At 60.9% G+C, this 20,255-nt stretch carries 18 protein-coding genes; 7 read left to right on the top strand and 11 right to left on the bottom strand.

Features of this window, described 5'->3' with window-relative positions; all coding sequences use genetic code 11:
- Positions 1 to 121: 121 nt before the first annotated feature.
- From nuoH to P5540_04635, 7 genes are all read right to left on the bottom strand, one after another.
- Complete coding sequence (gene nuoH, locus P5540_04665; protein ID HRT64099.1) at positions 122 to 1,084, bottom strand: NADH-quinone oxidoreductase subunit NuoH; 963 nt, start codon at positions 1,082 to 1,084, stop codon at positions 122 to 124.
- Complete coding sequence (nuoG, locus tag P5540_04660) at positions 1,084 to 3,753, bottom strand: NADH-quinone oxidoreductase subunit NuoG (GenBank protein ID HRT64098.1); 2,670 nt, start codon at positions 3,751 to 3,753, stop codon at positions 1,084 to 1,086. Before nuoG ends, nuoH begins: the two co-directional genes overlap by 1 nt.
- 137 nt (positions 3,754 to 3,890) lie before the next feature.
- Positions 3,891 to 5,186 carry an NADH-quinone oxidoreductase subunit NuoF gene (gene nuoF / locus P5540_04655; protein ID HRT64097.1) on the bottom strand — a complete coding sequence of 432 codons (1,296 nt, stop codon included), beginning with the start codon at positions 5,184 to 5,186 and terminating at the stop codon, positions 3,891 to 3,893.
- Positions 5,187 to 5,198: 12 nt separating this feature from the next.
- A complete protein-coding gene (gene nuoE, locus P5540_04650) occupies positions 5,199 to 5,651 on the bottom strand; it encodes an NADH-quinone oxidoreductase subunit NuoE (GenBank protein HRT64096.1) in 453 nt (150 codons plus the stop codon).
- Complete coding sequence (gene nuoC, locus P5540_04645; GenBank protein HRT64095.1) at positions 5,648 to 7,375, bottom strand: NADH-quinone oxidoreductase subunit C/D; 1,728 nt, start codon at positions 7,373 to 7,375, stop codon at positions 5,648 to 5,650. Before nuoC ends, nuoE begins: the two co-directional genes overlap by 4 nt.
- A gap of 12 nt (positions 7,376 to 7,387) precedes the next feature.
- Positions 7,388 to 8,005 carry an NADH-quinone oxidoreductase subunit NuoB gene (gene nuoB / locus P5540_04640; GenBank protein HRT64094.1) on the bottom strand — a complete coding sequence of 206 codons (618 nt, stop codon included), beginning with the start codon at positions 8,003 to 8,005 and terminating at the stop codon, positions 7,388 to 7,390.
- The gene (locus tag P5540_04635; protein ID HRT64093.1) at positions 8,002 to 8,376 is read right to left on the bottom strand and encodes an NADH-quinone oxidoreductase subunit A; all 375 of its coding nucleotides are present in this window, start codon (positions 8,374 to 8,376) and stop codon (positions 8,002 to 8,004) included. Before P5540_04635 ends, nuoB begins: the two co-directional genes overlap by 4 nt.
- Before the next feature lie 353 nt (positions 8,377 to 8,729).
- Between P5540_04635 and P5540_04630 the strand changes: the two genes are divergently transcribed.
- From P5540_04630 to P5540_04620, 3 genes are read left to right on the top strand one after another with little or no spacing between them, the layout of a single operon-like run.
- A complete protein-coding gene (locus P5540_04630) occupies positions 8,730 to 9,116 on the top strand; it encodes a hypothetical protein (protein HRT64092.1) in 387 nt (128 codons plus the stop codon).
- A 46-nt stretch (positions 9,117 to 9,162) separates the two neighbouring features.
- Complete coding sequence (locus P5540_04625) at positions 9,163 to 9,552, top strand: SdpI family protein (protein HRT64091.1); 390 nt, start codon at positions 9,163 to 9,165, stop codon at positions 9,550 to 9,552.
- The gene (locus P5540_04620; protein HRT64090.1) at positions 9,534 to 10,619 is read left to right on the top strand and encodes a sialidase family protein; all 1,086 of its coding nucleotides are present in this window, start codon (positions 9,534 to 9,536) and stop codon (positions 10,617 to 10,619) included. Before P5540_04625 ends, P5540_04620 begins: the two co-directional genes overlap by 19 nt.
- An 11-nt stretch (positions 10,620 to 10,630) precedes the next feature.
- Here the strand turns inward: P5540_04620 and P5540_04615 are convergent, their stop codons facing one another.
- Entirely contained in the window at positions 10,631 to 12,502 is a 1,872-nt protein-coding gene (locus tag P5540_04615; GenBank protein ID HRT64089.1) for a glycoside hydrolase family 127 protein, read from the bottom strand.
- 206 nt (positions 12,503 to 12,708) lie between these two features.
- On the opposite strand from P5540_04615, the gene P5540_04610 reads away from it, so the two are divergent.
- Positions 12,709 to 13,596: a polyprenyl synthetase family protein gene (locus P5540_04610; protein ID HRT64088.1), complete on the top strand. Its 888-nt coding sequence runs from the start codon at positions 12,709 to 12,711 to the stop codon at positions 13,594 to 13,596.
- Positions 13,597 to 13,615: 19 nt separating this feature from the next.
- Here the strand turns inward: P5540_04610 and P5540_04605 are convergent, their stop codons facing one another.
- From P5540_04605 to P5540_04595, 3 genes are all read right to left on the bottom strand, one after another.
- Positions 13,616 to 15,451 (bottom strand): helicase-associated domain-containing protein, encoded by a 1,836-nt coding sequence (locus P5540_04605; protein ID HRT64087.1) that lies wholly within the window; start codon positions 15,449 to 15,451, stop codon positions 13,616 to 13,618.
- 395 nt (positions 15,452 to 15,846) lie between these two features.
- Entirely contained in the window at positions 15,847 to 16,371 is a 525-nt protein-coding gene (locus tag P5540_04600; GenBank protein ID HRT64086.1) for an NYN domain-containing protein, read from the bottom strand.
- A gap of 73 nt (positions 16,372 to 16,444) precedes the next feature.
- The gene (locus P5540_04595; GenBank protein ID HRT64085.1) at positions 16,445 to 16,894 is read right to left on the bottom strand and encodes a YhcH/YjgK/YiaL family protein; all 450 of its coding nucleotides are present in this window, start codon (positions 16,892 to 16,894) and stop codon (positions 16,445 to 16,447) included.
- Positions 16,895 to 17,036: 142 nt separating this feature from the next.
- Here P5540_04595 and P5540_04590 point away from each other — a divergent pair, with 142 nt between their 5' ends.
- From P5540_04590 to gatB, 3 genes are all read left to right on the top strand, one after another.
- Positions 17,037 to 18,266: a hypothetical protein gene (locus P5540_04590; protein HRT64084.1), complete on the top strand. Its 1,230-nt coding sequence runs from the start codon at positions 17,037 to 17,039 to the stop codon at positions 18,264 to 18,266.
- 62 nt (positions 18,267 to 18,328) lie between these two features.
- Positions 18,329 to 18,625, top strand: a complete 297-nt coding sequence (gene gatC / locus P5540_04585; GenBank protein ID HRT64083.1) for an Asp-tRNA(Asn)/Glu-tRNA(Gln) amidotransferase subunit GatC — start codon at positions 18,329 to 18,331, stop codon at positions 18,623 to 18,625.
- Positions 18,626 to 18,727: 102 nt separating this feature from the next.
- On the top strand, positions 18,728 to 20,176 hold the full coding sequence (gene gatB, locus P5540_04580; protein HRT64082.1) for an Asp-tRNA(Asn)/Glu-tRNA(Gln) amidotransferase subunit GatB: 1,449 nt from the start codon (positions 18,728 to 18,730) through the stop codon (positions 20,174 to 20,176).
- The last annotated feature ends 79 nt before the right edge of the window (positions 20,177 to 20,255 follow it).

Raw genomic sequence — 20,255 nt, 5'->3', positions numbered from 1 at the left:
GCTACTCTCATGCCGTCCCTTCGGGACTTGTCAGAAATCAAACCCGTCATCATTACTGGGCTACTCTCATGCCGTCCCTTCGGGACTTGTCAGAAATCAAACCCGTCATCATTAAAGGTACTCAGCCGCGTATCAGTATCCATGCGCCGGTCGCCATCAGGTTCACGAGCGAGAGCGGAAGCATAACTTTCCAGCCCAGCGCCATCAACTGGTCGTATCGAAAACGCGGCAAGGCCGCGCGCAACAAGATGAATCCGCAAATGAAGAGGAAGGTCTTGCCCGCGAACCATACCACGGGCGGCAGAACCGGTCCGTGCCATCCGCCGAAAAACAATGCCACGATCAACGCGGAAATCAGCGTGATGCCGAGGTACTCGCCGACGAAGAACATGCCGAATTTCATGCCGGAATACTCGGAATGGAAGCCGGCGATCAGTTCGCTTTCGGCTTCGGGCAGATCGAAGGGAATCCGGTGGGTTTCGGCAAGGCCCGCGATGGCGAACACGACGAATCCAAGGAATTGCGGAACGACAAACCACAGGCCCTGCTGGGCCTCGACAATCGCGCGCAGGCTGAACGAGCCGGTCAGGGCGACCACGCCCATGATGGAAAGGCCCATGAAGACTTCGTAACTCAGCATCTGCGCCACCGCGCGAAGGCCGCCCAGCAACGCGTACTTGTTGTTCGAGGCCCAGCCCGCGAGGGCGATGCTGTACGCGCCGAGCGACGACATGGCCAGCACGAACAGGATGCCGATGTTCAGATCGGCCACCCATACGCCGGGCGCGAACGGGATCACGATGAAAGACATCAGGACCGTGACGACGATAATCGCGGGGGCGATTACGAAGGTGGCCTTGTCCGCGAAGGGCGGCACCCAGTCTTCCTTCGTGAAAATCTTGACCATGTCGGCGACGGGCTGGAGCAGGCCGAACGGACCGACACGGTTCGGGCCGTAGCGGTCCTGCCACAAGGCCAGCAACCGGCGTTCGAGCCAAATGAGGAGCGCCGCTGAATTCAACACGACGAACAGGACACCCACGACGACGGTCAGGGGCCAAATGAGCGGGGCAATCGTCTGCATCATGACAGGTCCCCTCCGGCCTCGATTTCGGCCCATGCCGGCAACGGCAGGACGTTCTGCCCCGGCCATCCAACGCACAGGCCCGCGACGCCGTCCGGAAGGGAAGCGTCCACGGCGACATCGTATGCGCCGGATATGCCGCCGATGCGCACGGAAGCCCTGCCGCCGATCGCCGCGGCATCCTTTTCATTCAACATAAGGCACGGCGCGTGGGTGCGCGACGCGATCGCCGGCGACAAGGCGCCGAGTTCGTCTGAACCGAATAGGCGACGGACCGGTATGATCCGCCAGCGGCCTTTTTCGGGCTTGAACGGCGCGACCGTGTCCGCGAACGCTTCCGGCGCCGAATCCGCCGGCTTTATCAACCGGACGCCCGGATCGCCGCCGTGCATCTCGCCGCCCACTTCATCCTGGAACTTGTTGTACGACTGTGCCGAATTCCATCCGGGCGCCCACGGCAATGCGAAGGCGGACGGCGGAACAGGTCCGGTGTAGCCTTCCATCGAATGCGACAGCGGACTGTCGGGATCATCCGGCGGTTGCTTCTCGCTCACGGCCAGATGCGCGTTCATCGAGGTGCGGCCGCTGTAACGGTGCGATTCGCGCGGAATGCGCATGCCCTTGAATCTTGCGCCCGCCAGCGGGGCCGTGTCCAAAATACCCACGAATGCGGACATGCTCTTTTCGATGTGGGCATGGAACGCGTCCAGGCATGCGGCATCTTCCGGGGCGATCCGGCCCAACGCCGAGGCGGCGTCGCACAGCCACCGCCAACTGTCGCGAATATCTTCGCCGGGCGCGAAGACGCGCATGAAACGCTGTGCGCGGCCCTCGTGATTGACGAAAATCCCGTGCGATTCCGCAAAGGCCGCCGCCGGCAGCACGAGTTCCGCGCGGGCCGCGGCTTCATGCGTCGTGTGATCAAGAACGATCACGTGTTTCGCGCCGCCCAGCATGCCGTCAACGACGTCCCGCGTTGCGCGGCGATATGGATCGTTCTCCAGAATGACGACGGTGTTCGCGCTGCCGTCGCGGATGCGTTCGGCGGCTGTTTCGATCGCGCCGCCGTCCATCATGGCCGCGCCCATGTCGTTGCATTCAAGCGGGAACAAGGCAAGCGAAACATCCTTGCCCGCTTGCCGCAACGCCCGCGCGATGTTCGCCGACGCATGCAATATTTCCATGCTTCCACAGCCGCTGCCCGAACAGACGACCGGATGTTCGGCGTGCAACATCGCATGGGCGATCCGCCCGGCCGGCGATTCGTCCGCGCCGCCCGATGCGATGGCCCGCGCGACGTCGAAGCCCAGGCGCGCGATGTCTTCGGGCGCGGTGCGATGCGCCTCGCGCGCCGCGTCGTCCAGTTTCGTCTTGAACGGCGTGGCGATGAACAGGGGGCCCTTGGCGTCCTGCACGACTTCCCGCACGGCGGCGTCGTTCCAGCGCGGGATGCCCAGTTTGTCCGAGGCGCGCATCGGCTGCCTGCGCGACAACTGCCGCAGGGCCAGCGCAGCCCGTGGCGCGGTCTGCGTCACGTCTTCACCCAGCACGAACGCCGCGTCGCTTTCCTCGATGTCGCGCAACGAGGCAATGCGGCCATGGCCGCCCCGCAGAATGTTCACGATTTCGCGCACGAGTCCGAGTTCGCGGCTTCCCATGCCCGAATAGAAATTTTCCGGACCGACAAGCACCCGCAATGCCGCATTCGACTCGACGGACGCGCGCGGGGATCCGATGCCGACGGCGCGCGTCTCCGGATCGGCCATGATTTCACGGAGGCGATCGAGCGCCTGACGGGCGCTCACTTCGGTCCCGCCGATGCGTGGTTTGCGGATTCGGCTTTCGGCATTCACAAAATCGAAACCGTAACGCCCGCGATCACAAAGAAAGTAGCCGTTGATGTGGCCGTGGTAGCGATTTCGAATGCGCCGCAGCGTGCCGTAGCGCTCGCCGGGCGTCGTGTTGCAGCCGACCGCGCAATGCACGCAGACCGACGGGGCGCATTGGAGATCCCACGGACGCGTGTGATGCTGCTTGAACACCTTGTCCGTGAACACGCCCGTCGGGCAGACCTCCACGAGATTGCCGCTGAACTCGTTTTCGAGCGCGCCTTCCTCGTAACGGCCGAAATAAACGCGGTCGTGCGATCCGAACACGTTGAAGTCGCGCCCGCCGGCATAGTCCCGATAAAACCGCACGCAGCGGTAACATTGGATGCACCGGTTCATCTCGTGATGGATGAACGGGCCGAGATCCTGGTTGTTGTGCGTGCGCTTGGCGAAACGGAACCGGCGGTAGTCATGCCCCGCCATGACCGTCATGTCCTGCAAATGACACTCGCCGCCCTCGTCGCATACGGGACAGTCGTGCGGATGATTCGTCATGAGCCATTCGACGACGTTCTTGCGGAAGGCGCGGGCTTCGGGATCGTTGATTGAAATGCGCATGCCGTCGGTCACGGGCGTCATGCAGGCCATGACGATCTTGCCGTGGGTGTCTTTTTCGTTGAGGAACTGTTTGACGGCGCACTGCCGGCACGCCCCGACCGAGTGCAGGGCGGGATGCCAGCAGAAATACGGGATATCATACCCCAGCGACAGGCATGCCTGGAGCAGGTTCTGCCCATCCTTCACTTCATGCGCTTTATTTTCTATATAAATTGTGGCCATGTGTTAGTACCTTTGTCCGCAACTTCTGTGCATGGCACACAGAAGTTGCGGACAAAGAAATCATATCCTTGATTGAGGCATTGCGGCTGAGCCGCGTTAGGTTGAAGGTTGAAGGCGATAGGCGCGTCGTTCATCCTTCATCCCTTTTCCGTTCGGTTCGTTCGTTTCCAGGGACATTCCTTGTCGGCAATATGTTTTTCGAAATCTTCGCGGAAGTATCGCAGACCGCTGCCCAAAGGCGCTACCGCACCGGGTGCCAATGCGCAAAACGTCAGACCCGGCCCAAGATATTTCACGTGATGGTCCAGGATGGCCAAATCGTCCACGTTCCCTTGGCCGTCCTCGATGGCCTGCAGGGTCTTTTCGACCCACGGCAGCCCTTCGCGGCACGGGGTGCACCAACCGCAGGACTCGTGCGCAAAGAAACGGATCAGGCTCAGAATGAACCCGACCGGACACGTCTGATCGTCGAGCAGGATCATCGTGCCCGTGCCGAGACGCGAACCGGCCTGCTGGACCGTGTCGAAATCCATCTGTAAATCGAGATGCTCCGGCAGGAGGAAATCCGTCGAGGCGCCGCCTGGAATGATCCCGCGCAGGGCGCAACCGTCGCGCATGCCGCCCGCGTGATCCTCGATGATTTCGCGGACGGTTGTGCCCATGGGCAGTTCCCACACGCCCGGGCGTTTCGCCTTTCCGCTGACGCCGTACAATTTCGTGCCGCCGTTGTCCGTGCGGCTGAGGCCCTTGAACCAGTCCGCGCCGTGTACGATGATGTTCGGCAGATTGCAAAGCGTTTCGACGTTGTTGACGATGGTCGGTTTGCCCCAAAGGCCGCTGATCTGCGGGAACGGCGGTTTCGCCCGCGGATTGCCGCGTTTGCCTTCGAGCGCGTTGATCAGGGCCGTTTCCTCGCCGCAAATATAGCGCCCCGCGCTCATGTGAACATGCACGTCGAGATCATAGCCCGTGCCCAGAATGTTTTCGCCGATGTAGCCTGCCGCGCGGGCCTCTTCGATTGCGCGCTGGACGCGTTCCTGCGCCACGAGATACTCGCCCCGCAAGAACACGTACGCCACTTCCGCCTGTATCGCGTATGCGGCCAGGATGACTCCCTCGACAAGCAAATGCGGATCGCCCTCCAACAGGAGACGATCCTTGAACGTGCCCGGTTCCATTTCATCGCCGTTCACGACGAGATATTTCGGGCGCGGCGCATCCGGCCCCATCGGAACAAGGCTCCATTTGACGCCCGTGGGAAAGCCCGCCCCGCCGCGACCGCGCAGATTGGCGTCCTTGACGCGCTGGGTGACCTCCTGCGGCGTCAGCGTCTTCAGCGCCAGCCGCACGGCTTCGTACCCGCCGGCGCGCTCATAGGCCGCAAGGCCCAGCGGTCCGTCGGGCCGAATGTTCTTTGTCAACGGGCGGTCAATCACGTCCTCATCCTATTCATATTTTGCCAGAATCTCACCCAGTCTTTCCGGGGTAACATCGCGGTGCAGATCGTCGTCAATCATCAGCACGGGCCCATGATCGCACGCGCCGAGGCACTGATTCGCCAGCAGCGTGAAGCGTCCGTCGGCGGTCGTCTCGCCCGGTTTTATTCCGAGTTGCGCGATTAGCGATTCGCAACCGAGCGTCCAACACGACACACTGGTGCAGATTCGGATAAGATGCCGTCCGGTCGGTCGCCGGCACACGAGGTTGTAGAACGTCGCGACGCTGTCCACTTCGTCGGGCGTCATGTCGAGCAACGCCGCGATTTCGCGGATGTTTTCATCGTCAACCCATCCGTTCCGCCGCTGAACGAGTTTCAGCGCCTCGATGCAGGCCGCGCTGCGCCGTTCATACAACCGCGCCTCGGCTTCGATATGTGCCTTGAGTGCTTCGTCCATCATCTGTCCAAATCGGCCAATACATAATCCATCGCGCCCAGGATCGCCAGCAGGTCCGAGACCTTGTGGTTCCGGCAAATCACGGGCAGCATCTGCATGTGGGGGAATGACGGCGTCCGTATTCGGGTTCGGTAGGAAACCGTATTGCCATCGCTGATCAGCGAATAGGCATTTTGTCCCTTGCTTGCCTCGACGGTCGCCGAAGCCTCGCCCGGCGGAATCACCGGACCCCAGCTTACACCGAGGAAATGGGTAATCAGCGTTTCGATGTCGCGCATCGTCCGTTCCTTGCGCGGCGGCGTGGCCAGCGGGTGATCGGACTTGTACGGTCCCTCGGGCATGTTGTTCATGCATTGCTCGATGATGCGCAGGCTCTGCCGGATTTCCTCGACATGGACCGCGGCGCGGTCGAAGCAGTCGCCGCGATGGCCCGTGGGCACCTCGAACTCGAACTGGTCGTAGCCCGCGTAGGGCCGCGCCTTGCGCAAGTCCCACGCGAAACCTGTGGCGCGCAATCCGGGGCCGGTCACGCCCCATTCGATGGCTTGCTCCTTCGTGAATACGCCGACGCCGACGGTTCGCCCGCGGAAAATGTGATTCTTCATCAGCGCCTTGTCGTAATCGTCAATGCGTTTCGGCAGATAGTGCAGGAAATCGCGGATTAGGCCGTCCCAGCCGTGCGGCAGGTCGTGCGCCGTGCCGCCGATGCGGAACCAACTGGGGTGCATGCGGCCGCCGCAGATGGCCTCGACGATGCCGAACGCGCGTTCACGGTCGTTGAACATGTAAAACACGGGCGACATTGCGCCGAGGTCCTGCGCGAAGGTGCCGTACCAGACGAGATGGCTGATTACGCGGAACAACTCGGCCATCATGATCCGAATGACCTTTGCGCGATCGGGAACCTCGATGCCGGCCAGTTTCTCGACCGCCATCACGTACGGCAGATTGTTCATCACGCCGCCGAGATAGTCAATGCGGTCCGTGTACGGAATATACGAATGCCAGGACTGGCGCTCGCCCATCTTTTCCGCGCCGCGATGATGGTAGCCGATGTCGGGCACGGCGTCCACGATGTTTTCGCCGTCAAGTTGCAGGATCACGCGCAAAAGGCCGTGCGTGCCGGGATGCTGCGGTCCGAGGTTCAGGAAAAGAAAATCGGTGTCGTTGCGGCCCGATGCCATGCCGTATTCTTCGGGGCGGAAGGTGAGCGCGTCGTGCTCGGCGTCTTCCTTGGCCATGCTCAACTGATACGGTTCGATTTCCGTGGCGCGGGCGGGATGATCCTTGCGCAAAGGATGCCCCTGCCACGTCGGCGGCATCAGGATGCGGCGGAGGTTCGGGTGTCCGTCGAAACGGATGCCGCACAAGTCCCATGCCTCGCGCTCATACCAGTTGGCGCACGGCCAGACGCCGGAAATGGTCGGCAGGGACGGGGATTCGCCCTGCAGGGCCGCCTTTACGCGCAAATCCCCGTCTTGACCGAACGAGCTCAACTGGTAAACCACCGTGAAATCGGCGGGCGGGAGACCGTCGCGATGAACGCGCGTCCGCTCGTCCACGCCATACAGGTCGAACAGCATAGGGTAGGCCGGCTTGAGGTGGCGCATGACCTCGGCGATACGCCCGGGCTCCACCCATACGGTGGGTATGCCGTCGCGCGTGGATTCCTCCACGCCGACGGCGTCGCCCAGACGCGCTCTCAACTCCGAAATAACCGTCACGATACTTGGCCTGTTTTACCGTATCTCATCCATGGGCCGCAGCGTTGTCGCCTTGCTGCGTTCCGCCTGTTTCAAATCGCGCTGGCAGGGACGCTCGCCGCGGATGACCTCCTGCGGGCCCACGACCCAGCTCAGCGGACGTTTCTCGCGTCCAACCGCGTCCCGCAGCAGCAATAGTCCCTGCATGAAAGCTTCGGGGCGCGGCGGACATCCCGGAATGTACACGTCAACCGGCAAAATCTTGTCCACGCCCTGCACGACGCTGTAGATATCGAACATGCCGCCGGAATTGGCGCATGAACCCATTGAAATCACCCAGCGCGGCTCCATCATCTGCTCGTAAAGCCGCTTGATGATGGGCGCCATCTTGATAAACGGCGTGCCGGCCACGACCATGACGTCCGCCTCGCGCGGCGTGCCGCGCAGGACTTCCGCGCCGAACCGCGCAATGTCGAACCGGCTGGTCAGGCTCGTGGCCATCTCGACGAAACAACAGGAGAGGCCGAAGCCGAAGGGCCACAGCGAATTCTTTCGGCCCCACGCGAGCAAGTCCTGCAATCGAGCGAACACGATGTTGTCGTGAAGCGTCTTCAGCAGGGGATTATCCGCAAATCCGTTTGCCAGAAGTTTCATTCGCGGGGCGCTCCGAGTTCCAATGCCTTCTCGCGCCAGAGATAAACCAGCGCCGCCAACAAAACGGAGGTAAAAACGAGGATTTCAATGTAACCCACCCAGCCCAGCGCCTTGACCGACGTCGCCCACGCGTAGATGAAAACGGCTTCCAGATCGAACACGACGAAGAAAATCGCGACGCGGAAGAAATCCGAGGCGACCCGCGCGCGCGCCGATCCCGTCGTGTTGACGCCGGATTCGTATGGAAGGCCTGTCGCGCGTTCGTTGTGCCGCTGCCCAAGCACGAAGGAGATGCCCAGCATGCCCGCCGCAACGGACAAAACCGCCGCAAAATACAAGACGGCCGGCCACAACACCGGCGAATCCGCCATATTCACGATCACGCCCTCTTCTACCCTGCGCCGCAATTCAATGCCACAATGGGCGAGATTCTATGGATTGGGTGCGCCGATGTCAATTTGCCCACACGCTTGACCGTGCACCGTTCGCAGGATGCGGCCGGGTGCGTTTCATGCCGTATCACGAGGCGCTGGATGTTTGGGAGGGTGCGTGTCCCCGCGCGCCGTTTCGTGTTGACCGGTGCGGATATTTGTATACATGCCGGTCGGCAGGAACGCCGGCCCTCCCGATTACACACGGGGCTTGACAGGGGGAATGTCCCGCTGAGCATAATGAGGATTCATATGCGGCCGGACGCCCCGGCCGCGCGACAAGGAGAAACGGCATGCCGGCAGTGGCGGGATTCGACTGGTTTGGACATGTATTGATTCTGGCGGGCGTATGTTCCGCCGCCGCGGCGCAGTTGATCGTCAAATGGGCGGTAAACCGCGCGGGCATTCCGCCGGAAGAACTGTTCGGCAAGGTCTTGTTCGTTTTCAAGGTCTTTTTCAGTCCGTGGCCATGGCTGGGGGTGGCCGTCGTTTTTGTCGGCGGCGTTTGTTGGACGGCTTCCATGAGCCGCTTCGAAATCAGTTATTCGTATCCGTTTATGAGTCTTGCATTCGTCATCGTGATGATCGCTTCGGCGCTGTTGCTGGGAGAAACGCTGGCATGGCAGAAGATTGCGGGCACCGGGCTCGTCGTCCTGGGGCTGATTTTGCTCGCGCGATGAAACCGGGCGTTTCCGTTTTCGTCGCGGATAATCGGGACAATTGGCCATGACACCACACTGGGTCCACGGATTCACGGATATCGGCTGCGCGTTGCTGTTTATCCTGTTGTCCGTGCCGCTGGTCTACCGCAAGATTCCCATGAATCGCTGGTACGGATTTCGTCTTCGCAAATCATTTCAATCCGACGAATGCTGGTTTTCCATCAACGAATACGGGGGACGGCAGCTTATCCTGTGGTCGCTGCCCCTCATCGTCACGGGTGCGATCAAGATTTTTCTGCCCATGGACGGACTGGAAGATTCCGTGGCGGCGATCCTGGGCGCCGGGCCGCTTGTCGTCTGTATGGGCATCGCCATCGTTCGCACGTTGATTTTTGCCAAAAAGTTACAGGTTGTTTCGGGAAGGATCGAACGATCATGTGGAAAAAGTGCGTAATTTCAATGGCTGCGTTTTACACTGCCGCCTGCGCCGCGGCGGCGACGTTCGAGGACGTGCATGTCGTGCCCTTGCCCAAGGGCGTCTACGGCTATCGCGGGATGCCGGGTTCGATGATTGCGCTCAAGGACGGGCGCATCCTGCTGTGTTACACGCGTATCCTGCCGGACGGCCACGCGGACGGTTCGATTGCCGCGCGAACCTCGCCCGACAAGGGCGCAACGTGGGGCGACGAATTCGTTCTTGTCGAGCGTCCGAAACCGGGTACGCGCGGGCGCTATTGCCATCCGAGCCTGTTACGGCTGAAAAACGGCGACTTGTTGCTGTCGTACATCTACGCATCCGGTTCGGATCCCTTGTTCGGCCACAACTACTATCGCCGGAGCGACGACGACGGGCAGACGTGGGGCGATCAACTGATTGTCACGCCGAAGCCCGGCTATCACATCATGCACAACGACAAACTCGTGCAGTTGTCCACGGGCCGGATTCTGGCCCCGCTGGAATACCGCCAAGGCACATCGAGCGACGATCACGCCGGTTATGTCGCCTACACGTTCTATTCGGACGACGACGGCTATAGCTGGCATTCCAGCGACAACGTGGTGGACATGCTGCCCGTCGAAGCGCAGGAGGCCCATGGGGTCGAATTGAAGGATGGGCGCGTCATGATGCTCATGCGGACATACAGCGGCTACGTGGCCCGCGCCTATTCGGCCGATTACGGCAAGACGTGGTCGAAAGGCGAGGCCGTCAAGGAACTCCGTCTCCCGCCGAACAGTTCGGCGCTCAACGTCCAGCGTATTCCGGCGACGGGCGACTTGTTGCTCGTGCGCAGCAGCGACGGACCGAAGGAACCGCCGCACCGCCGCACGCCCTTCGTGAGCGTGTTGTCGAAGGACGACGGCGCGACGTGGACGGACGAGCGCGTGATCGCGGGCGATCCCGAAGACGATTACGGCTATCCGAGCCTGATGTTCGTCGAAGATCTCGCGCTCATCAGCTACCATCAACGCGACGGGCTGCACGTAGCGCGCATCGGCATTGACTGGTTCTACGGAAAATAGGCGCCCGGCGTTTACTGCTCCGCCTCTTCGATCAACAGGGGGAATTCGCTTACGCGCAATTTCGCGCTGCCGTAGGGAATTAGCGTGAGGTCAACCACGGGTTGGTTGCTTGCAACGGGACTTTTCGGCACGGGGCCGGCCGCGCTGTGTTCGATGATCCATTCCGGAATCATGCGGCCTTTTACGGTGGCCCGGACGGGCGCGCCTTCGGGCGAAAACGGGCATTCGCCGACGGGCGCATCTTCGAATTGGATCGAGGCGTCCGGATTCGACGTGTCGAGGATAAGTCCGTAGTTCCACGTCGTTGTCGGATAAGCCTCGTAGTCCGCGTGCGGCTCTTCGCCCGCGATCTTCTTCCAGTACTCGCCAATCTTCAATGAATACACGATCGGTCCGCGCAGAATCGAGACACTGTCGTTGAAGCGCCGTTCGACGCGCGCCTTCATCGGGAAATGCAATGAGAGGATGGTCTCGCCGCTCCATGTCCGCTCAACGACGTGGAATGTGCCGGGTTGCGCGGGCGCGGGCGCATCGTTTCCGACGACAACCGTCGCGCCTTCGGCCCATGCGGGGATGCGCAAATGGAGAGGAAAACGCCCTTCCGCCCGTACAGCAATGGCGACCGTGTCGCGAAACGGGTATTCCGTGCGGACCCCGATTTCCGCCTGTTCCGTCCTCACGGTGCAGGGCGCGTAGGCCATGGCGGCAAGACCACCGTCCGGCGATCGCATCCAGAGATGCGCCGCGAATTTCGGCCAGCCCTGGCTCAGGTTCGCCGTGCAGCAACCGTAATTCGGCTCGAGGCCGAAGGTGTTGGCGTGCGCGCCGTTCGTCGCGAACACGCGATCCTCGGAGACACGGCACACGACCTGGTTCGCCTGCTGATCGTATTGATGGGTCCACATGTCGCCCGAAAACGTTCCCGGCAACGCGTTGAACGCGATGCGTTCCAGACGATCGCCGAACGCCGGATCGCCCAGAATTGCCAGCAGATTCTCCAGCGAGAACATGTACTCGACCACGCTGCACAACTCCGAACCTTGCGAGGGATTCTTGCCCGCGTAATGTTCGTCGCCCGAAAAGATGCCGGTCACCTGCCCGTGATATTGATCGAGCATCTCCATCGCGCGATATGCCGAATCGCGGTCGGCGGCATCGCGCGACTGGCGATACCACACGACGCCCGCCTTCACCGCCATGGCGTTGTTGACCACGTGCGTGATCAACGTGCACTTTTCCGTCGGGACGCGCTCCGGAAATTTGAAGTCTTCGAAATGGGTCCGCCAGTCATAGCCCTGTTCCCTGGCCAAGGCGGCCAGCTTGAGGAGTTTGTCGTCTCCGGTCCGATCGTAAAGCCAATGCAAACTCAGCACAAGGTCCATCCAACGGCTCTGTCCCCAGACGAACAACGGTTGTTTCTTCAAGAGATCCGCGAGGCACGCCGCATTCTTCCGCATGGCCGGAATGACGCGCGGGTCGTTCGTGGCCTCGAAATATTGCGTCATCGCCTTCAATACGACGAAAGTCGGCCACGGATCCTTTGGTTGATATCCCTTGCTGGTCAACGGACCGAGCCATCCATCGTCCATTTGGTGCGACAGGATGTAATCCATCCACCGCGCGACTTTGGCTTTCAGCGATTCGTCATCGAGCAGGTACGCCAGCGGCACAACCCCGTCGAGCCAATAGGGACCGCGTTCCCATCCTTCCGCGCCGCCGCCGATCCATCCGCTGTCCTTGATATCCGGCCAGAACTCGTCCAAATGCCCGGAGAGGCCTCCGGCCTGAATCCGCAATTGATTCAGAAGCCAGCCCTGCGGACGCACCGCGCCCAACGGCAATGGATGAAAGGCAAGGGGCAGCAACTTCGATTTCGTCGTCATGGGAACCTCGCTGGTTGATTGGTTCGCCGCGGCCGACGGAAAACACGCGCAACAGACGGCCAACAGCAATGCACACACCCTTCGCAAGAGAGACATTTTCACGTATCCTCCCGCTTTCAGTCTATGCGCGCCCTGCACATGAAGCAAGATTCTGCAACGCGCGGCATCACGGTGGTAATATGGGGCAGCGAAAGGGAGAACGTGCAATGAACGGCGAAGACGCAAACGCATTCCTGGCGGAAAAGGCGCAGAGGACCGATCGGGCGCTCGAATTGTATCTTTCCACGTGGACGGCCGCGCCGGATCCGTTGCGCGAAGCCGTGCGGTATAGCCTGTTCGCGGGTGGAAAACGGCTGCGCCCCGCGCTGGCGCTGGGGGCATGTGAAATGGTTTGCGGCGACGATGCGCCTGCCCTGCCCGCAGCGTGCGCCCTTGAAATGATTCACACGTACTCGCTGATTCACGACGATCTCCCCGCGATGGACAACGATGATTTCCGCCGCGGCAAGCCGACCCTCCACAAAGTGGCCGGCGAAGCCACGGCGATCCTGGCGGGGGACGCCCTGCTTACGATGGCCTTCCACGTTTTGGCGCACGACACCGCGTCAAATGCCGCCGCGCTTCAAGTCATCGAGGAGATTGCCTGCGCCGCCGGCGCATGGGGCATGGTCGGCGGACAGATGCTCGATATGGCGCATGAAGGCGATCGCATCGGCTTCGAGGCATTGCGGGAAACGCATACGCTGAAAACCGGCGCGCTCATCCGGGCATCCGTGCGGGCCGGCGCCTTGCTCGCCGGATCGAACGCCCCGACGCTTGACGCCTTGACACGGTATGGCGAGGCCGCCGGTCTTGCTTTCCAAATCGCCGATGACATCCTCGATGTCGCCGGTTCCGAGGCGGCCATGGGAAAGCCCGTCGGCAGCGACGCCGCCAATGAAAAGGCGACCTATCCCTCGATTCTGGGCCTGGATCGGGCACGGCAACGGGCCGAGGAGGCTGTGCAACAGGCCTTGGACGCGCTACGGACGTTTGGATCCGAGGCGGATTCCTTCCGTGCCCTGGCGGCATTTATCGTCCATCGCGACCGGTAGCCGGAGCCCGGTTGTCTGCCTATTCAACGATAAACCCGTCTTTTTCGAGCAGTTTTTCGAGTTCGGCCTTGTCAATCTTCGCATAGACGGCGACACGATGCGACTCGACGGGCGAGAGAAATTTCCTGAAACGCCGGCGATGGAGCAAGTCGGCCAGCACGAGGGCGTCGTCGGATTCGACGACGTGCAGCGTGCGAAGGCGGACGCGTTTCATGCCGCCGCGCCAATCCTCGAGCGTGGTCATCACATTCGACGGCAGCGCGCCGCCCCGATTGTGCGCGATCAAAAACTCGACAAAGGCGTTCGCGTCATGTCCTTCCTGGATGGCCCGCGTGAATTGGTTTTTTTCGAGATGGTAGACGGTCGCCTGGCCGACGCTCGATCGCACCGCGAACTGGTCAAGCGGCACGGTCAACAAGGGATCCATGTCCTGCGTCGGCACGACGACGTCGAAATTGGGCTGCACGACGATCGTCGCGTCGTGCTGTGAAAACAGGCCCTCGAGTCCATCCGGCGGGCGTTCGAGCAGTATGTGCTCGCCCAGCGCCGTCAGCATGAACACGCTTTCCGCATCCTCTTCGGCGCGGTCCACCAATCCGAGCCAGACAAGCGCCGTTTCGAGCGCATGAACCAGACTCCGCTCGGAATGCGACAAGGCGCCCGGACTCGCGTAATGCCAATGCGCGCCGGCGCATTTCAGCAACGGCTGATCGTCTTCGGACTGGATGGCCAGCCCAAACCGCGCCACCTCGATCACCGAGTACCACGTGCCGGGCCTGAGTTCTTCCATGATACGGGCAATGAGCCGCCGCGGGCACGACTCCGTGTCCGACGAAAGCAGCCAGTCGCACAGAATTCGATGGCGCTCGATGGGACCCAGCGAGAGCAACGGCTCGAGTTCGCCCGCGCGAAGCTCGTTGTCCACGCGCGCGAGCCAGCCCACGCCTTGGGCCGCCCACAGGCATGTGTTCAGCGAAGGCTCCGTTTCTTCCGGGCAGATGTCCGCCAGCCGCCGCCGGTCCTCGCGGAACAACTCGCCATCGCTGCGCAACCGCGCGGGCCGCGCCGCCAACGCCGCCACAAGCCGGCAAATCATGTCGGTGAAACGCAGGCCGTTTGACTCGACAAACGCCGGCGTGCCGCGATGCGCTTTCGGCCGAGCCTTCTGTCCGGCGATGTGTCCGAGTGATTCGCGATACTGCCGGATTTCCGAGAGCAGCCCCGCCACGCGCACCAGACGGTCCTCGGCGTCGAACCGGAACATCTCGAACAGGGCCATCCCGCGGAACAGTTCCCACAGCGCCTGCTCGACCTCGTATTCCGAACCGCCGTGCGCCGCGCGTATCTTTGACACGGGCATGACGCCCTCCTTCGAGTTCCAGACGATATCGAACACTTCCCGCGCCGTATGCGAGAAACCGCCCGTTGCCACATAGGTGATGACCGAATCCGGGTGCTGGTACGCGCGAGCGACCAGCGACTCGACCAGTTCCTTTTTCGTGCAGGGGCTTTCAAGATCAAGGAATTCTTCGAGATGGCGGAATTCCTGCGGGCCGAGCAGTTTGACGTAACGGAACAACGACGGAATGTCGCCGTGGTTTTCGAGGCCAACGGTAATGCGTCCGACGGCGTTCAGACCCTCGGAAACGATCTTGATCTTCGTCAGGTCCGTAAAAAGAAACTTGTGATTGATGTCCACCAGATACTCGACTTCCTCTTCCGGCAAGTCGAGTTTCTTCGACAAGAATCGGACCGTCAATCCTGAACGGCTGTTGTTGGCTAGTTCGCGGGCGATCAAAAAAGCCGGACGACTGATGCCCTCCATCGCCGCGACCATACTTGCCGTATGCCGCATACCAAAATTCCTTGTCCCCTGAAACTATTCACCGCCGCGGGAAATCACGATGCGGGATTCCCGCGATGCCAAACCACCGAAAAACGCCCGAAAACTCCCGCCTTTTCCGAGTGATTCACACCAAAACACGCATCGGAACCGCGCAGGATAACCGTCCATATGCGCCCATGATCCCGAAACGGCGTTTTCGCGCAAATAGTTATTATAGCCGGAAAATCCCGTTCTGGCAAGCATAAAATGCAAACAACAATTCAGGCGATTGGGGTGCAGACCGTGTATATTTTCCGTCATTGCGCGTGCCGCTTCTCCCGTGACGGCGGCGGCTGTATTTCTTTTCCTCCGGGACGGGAACCGTGTGGATCGCCACGCCAAGCCGCTATCGGGGCATGTAGACGCTATGTTTTGAGCTTCCGCTTCAGTTGTTCGAGAAGGGAGACGTTGGCTTCGCCGAGGCGGTTTTCGATGCGGTTCAGCGTGTCGGCCCGCTGAAGATGAACCATTGCGGCGCGGGTTTCGGACTCGGACTCGCCGATGGTGTCGAGAAAGATGTCCGCATCCATGACCATCGCGCCAAGGCCGCGACACAGGTCGCGAATGCCCCGGTCGCTGCTGACCACGATAACGTTGCGCCGGTTCGGCGTTTGGTAGACGGTCCGTTCGATCAACGCGTCGGCGCTTTGATGGCCCGGGGAATACAATACCTCAAGCCCTTTGATGCCTTTTAGGGGCGGCGCCGGTTCGGCGCGGCGGCCGCACCCGTCGAAGATGATCTTGACCGTGTGGCCGGTGGCCACGCAAAACCGCCCCACGTGTTCAATGAGGGCGTCGCGGGCCTGCTCGAAACTTTCGATTGCCAGCGGGCGCAACCGCGTCGAGTGATGGATCACGTTGTATCCGTCCACAAAATAAACGGGTGCCATTTATTTGTCCCCCCTGTTTTTATATCTCCATTTCCCGCGCATGGCGAATCGGCGCTCCTCGATAACATGCCGGTCAGGAGATACGTACTTTCACAACCGCTTTGCGTACGCGGGTTATGCCGCCATGCCGGAGGCAGGGCGCGTGCGCGTCCTGGGGAAAGAACACACAAAAGACGGACGGCGTCAGCACGAGTTCGGCGGGTGTGGGCGTCAGCGCGAAAAACGCGATATCGGGCTCGTACGGACGGACGGTCTCCAGCCCGTCGGCCGGCGCCCATAGAATGGATTCCTCCCCTTCCAGGACCATCTGGATGTCCGCGTACTGGCGGTGCGCCTCGAACTGTTGCCCCTCGCGCGATTTGGTTTCATAGGATTGAATCATGCAATAAACATTGTCGCCGTCAATGTCGTGCCGGCCGTCGGGCGTCCCGGGCGCCAGCATTTCGAGAAAACGAAACGACTCCTCGAACCGCTCGTTCAGCCAGTAGTAATGGTTCCACCGGGACAAGACATCCATAATCATGCGTCGGTTCTCCTTCGGCAAGACCATACCGCAACGCGCAAGGTCGGCTCAAGCGAACGCATTCCGGGCATTGCGCTGTTTGCCCCATGCGGGATATAGTCCTTCCATGGCATTTGCGGCAATCGCTCAATGGAGATTATCAATGAAATCATTTCTCTGGTTTGCGCTTCCGGTATTCGCATGGGCCGGATTTGCATGGGCCGGATTTACATGGGCCGACGATGCCGCGGACAAGGACTATATCGCCCGGTTTGAAAAGGAATTTCCGAAGGCGGCTCAGCCGTCGTCGCTCGGGGAATACGCGACGGCGGCCCGGTACGACGAACTCTACATGGGCGGCAATCTCGACAAGGCCATTCAGAAGATCTCGAACGATTCCGGCGGCATCGCGTGGGGGTTGTCGTACCGCATGATGTCGTTGAACGACATGTACCGCGCTACGGGCGACGCCAAATATCTGCGCGCCAACCGCCGGTGCATCGAGGCTGCGCTGGCGGTTACGGACGACAAGATTGGCAAGTCCTTGTTCACGGGGCGTGTCGTGGCGGCGTGGGGTTGTGACAAGTTCGCCGAGCGCGGGCGGGCCGTCCACGCGGTTCACACGGGCATCATCACCGCGCCCATGTTCGAGTTTCTCTTGCTTGCGCGGGATCATGCGGCGTTTCTGGAGGAACTCGGCACGGCATTTCAGTCCATCGCGAAAGGCGCTACAGACGCGCTGGCCGTGCATGACCGGCAATGGCGCGACGGGCCCGAGGAGGGCGCGGGCCATTACATCGGCATGGACCAGGAAAACGTCCTCGAAAACAAACCGTTGCCGGGCAACCGGCTCAGCGCGATGGGCTGGGCCTTGTGGCGTTCGTGGCAATTGTCGGGAAATACCACCCACCGCGATCGCGCGCTGGCCCTTGGGCGCTACATCAAGAACCGGTTGTACGCGAGCCCCGACGGCGCCTATTACTGGAGTTACTGGTTGCCCCTCGATCCGGTGAAGGAGGAGCGCGCCCGCGAAGACGTGAACGGGGAGGACGCCTCGCACGCGGGCCTGACCATGGCGTTGCCGGTGGCGCTGGCGCACGACGGGCAAATCTTTACGGCGGACGACTTGCGGCGCGTGGGCGCGATGGTGATCCACGGCATAGCGCGGCTTGGCGGCGGTATTCTCATGGGCAGCACCACCGGCAGCCCGAAACTCGACCCCGGTTACGTCGGCCACGCCGTCAATTGGCTGGCCTTCGCGGATGCCGAGCCACGGGTGCGAGAACCCATTGTAGCCTTCTATCTCGTTTACAAAGCGACGCCCAACGCATACGAACTCGCGCGGTTGATCGGTTACATCAAAAACGCCGAGAAGGATCGGCAACAAAATTAGAAAGTCTTTTTCGTATATGTTACGATCCTGAGTGAAAAAAAGCAGGGGAGGATCGGAAACGAATGCCGAAGATTACGCGAGACGATGTCGAACACGTGGCGGCGCTGGCGCAACTTTCGCCGGATGAGGCCACGAAGGATCGCCTGATCCAACAGATGAACGACATTCTGTCCTACATGGACAAACTGAACGAACTGGACACGTCCGGCGTTGAACCGACGATGCACGCGATGCCGATGACAAACGTGTTTCGAGACGATACGGTTTGTCCGTCGCTCGATCGCGAGCAGGCGTTGAAGAACGCCCCGAAAACGGACGGCGAATATTTTCTGGTGCCGCGGATTCTGGACGTGGAATGAAAGAAGGATTACGGACAGCGGTCAAACCGGGTGGCGAGGAGGGAACGGCGGCGGGATCGGGCCCGTTTCCCTCCCCGCATTTTGCATTCAAGGTAAGAACTCATGGCTTATGAAGCGGTAATCGGTCTTGAAGTGCACGTGGAACTGAGCACGAAATCAAAGGTGTTCTGCGGCTGCAGCACGCATTTCAACGCGCCGGCCAACACGAATGTCTGTCCGGTCTGCCTGGGCATGCCGGGCGTGTTGCCGGTCATGAATCGTGCGGTGGTCGAATCCGCGGTCGCGGTCGGGCTGGCGCTCGACTGTACCATCTCGAAGTGGTCGAAGATGGACCGCAAGAACTATTTCTACCCGGACCTCGCCAAGAATTACCAGATCAGCCAATACGACTTGCCGTTGTGCCACGACGGATCCATCGAGATTGAGGTGGATGGCTCCCGGAAGCGCATCGGCATTACGCGGGTCCATATCGAAGAGGACACGGCGCGCAATGTCCACACGATTGGCGGCGAAGGCGGCGGCCCCGCACAGAGCGGGGTGGATTTCAACCGGAGCGGCGTGCCCCTGCTGGAAATCGTGTCGGAACCGGATATCCGCAGCGCGCAGGAAGCCTACGCGTACCTGACGGCGCTCAAGCAGATCCTGCAGTATCTGGGCGTCAGCGACTGCAACATGGAGGAAGGATCGCTGCGGGCTGAGGCCAACATCAGCATCCGGCCCGTCGGAGCGACACAATTCGGCGTCAAGACCGAAGTCAAAAACGTGGCCTCGTTCAGCGGCACGCAGAAGGCCATCGAATTTGAAGTGGCGCGTCAGCGCGAGGTAATCGAAAGTGGAGGAACGGTGGTCCAGGAAACGCGCGGATGGGATGCGGACCGCGGGATCACCGTGTCGCAGCGTTCGAAGGAATCGGCGCACGACTACCGCTATTTTCCGGAGCCGGACTTGGTTCCCATCGCGATTGACGAGGCCTTTGTCGAACGGATACGTTCCGCCATGCCGGAATTGCCGAAAGCGCGGTTCGGGCGTTTCCAGGCCGAGTACGGATTGAATGCCTACGACGCCGGCGTATTGACGGCCAACAAGTCCATGGCGGACTATTTCGAGGAAGTGGTGCGTTCGGGTGCGCCGGCCAAGCAGGCCGCAAATTGGATTATGGGCGATTTGCAGGCGTTGCTGGTCGAAAACAAGACGGATATCGCCGCGTGCCCGGTGTCCGCCGTGAATCTGGCCGCGATGATCGCCTTGATCGAACAGGGAACGATCAGCGGAAAAATCGCGAAAGAACTCTTGCCGGCCATGTTCGATACGGGCAAGGCGCCCAAAACGCTTGTCGAGGAAAAGGGGCTAGTGCAAATCAGCGATACGGACGCCATTGAAAAGGCCGTGCACAGTGTTGTGGCGGCCCATCCCGGTCCCGTGGCGGATTACCGGGCCGGCAAAAAACAGGCGATGGGATTCCTGGTGGGCCAAGTCATGAAGGCGACCCAGGGAAAGGCCAATCCCAAATTGGTGAACGAAATTCTGATGCGTGAATTGAATAACGGCTGAAGAATTGACGATTGCGGATCCGACGAATCCGACGGATCGGCCCGATCACGCAACCCGTCTTTATAACCTCTAAGGAGAA

It is taken from the genome of Candidatus Hydrogenedentota bacterium (genome assembly GCA_035450225.1).
In the GTDB taxonomy this organism is placed as follows: Bacteria; Hydrogenedentota; Hydrogenedentia; order Hydrogenedentales; family SLHB01; genus DSVR01.
Note: the sequence above shows the minus strand (reverse complement) of the source record. Positions and strands in the feature narration are given on the sequence as shown.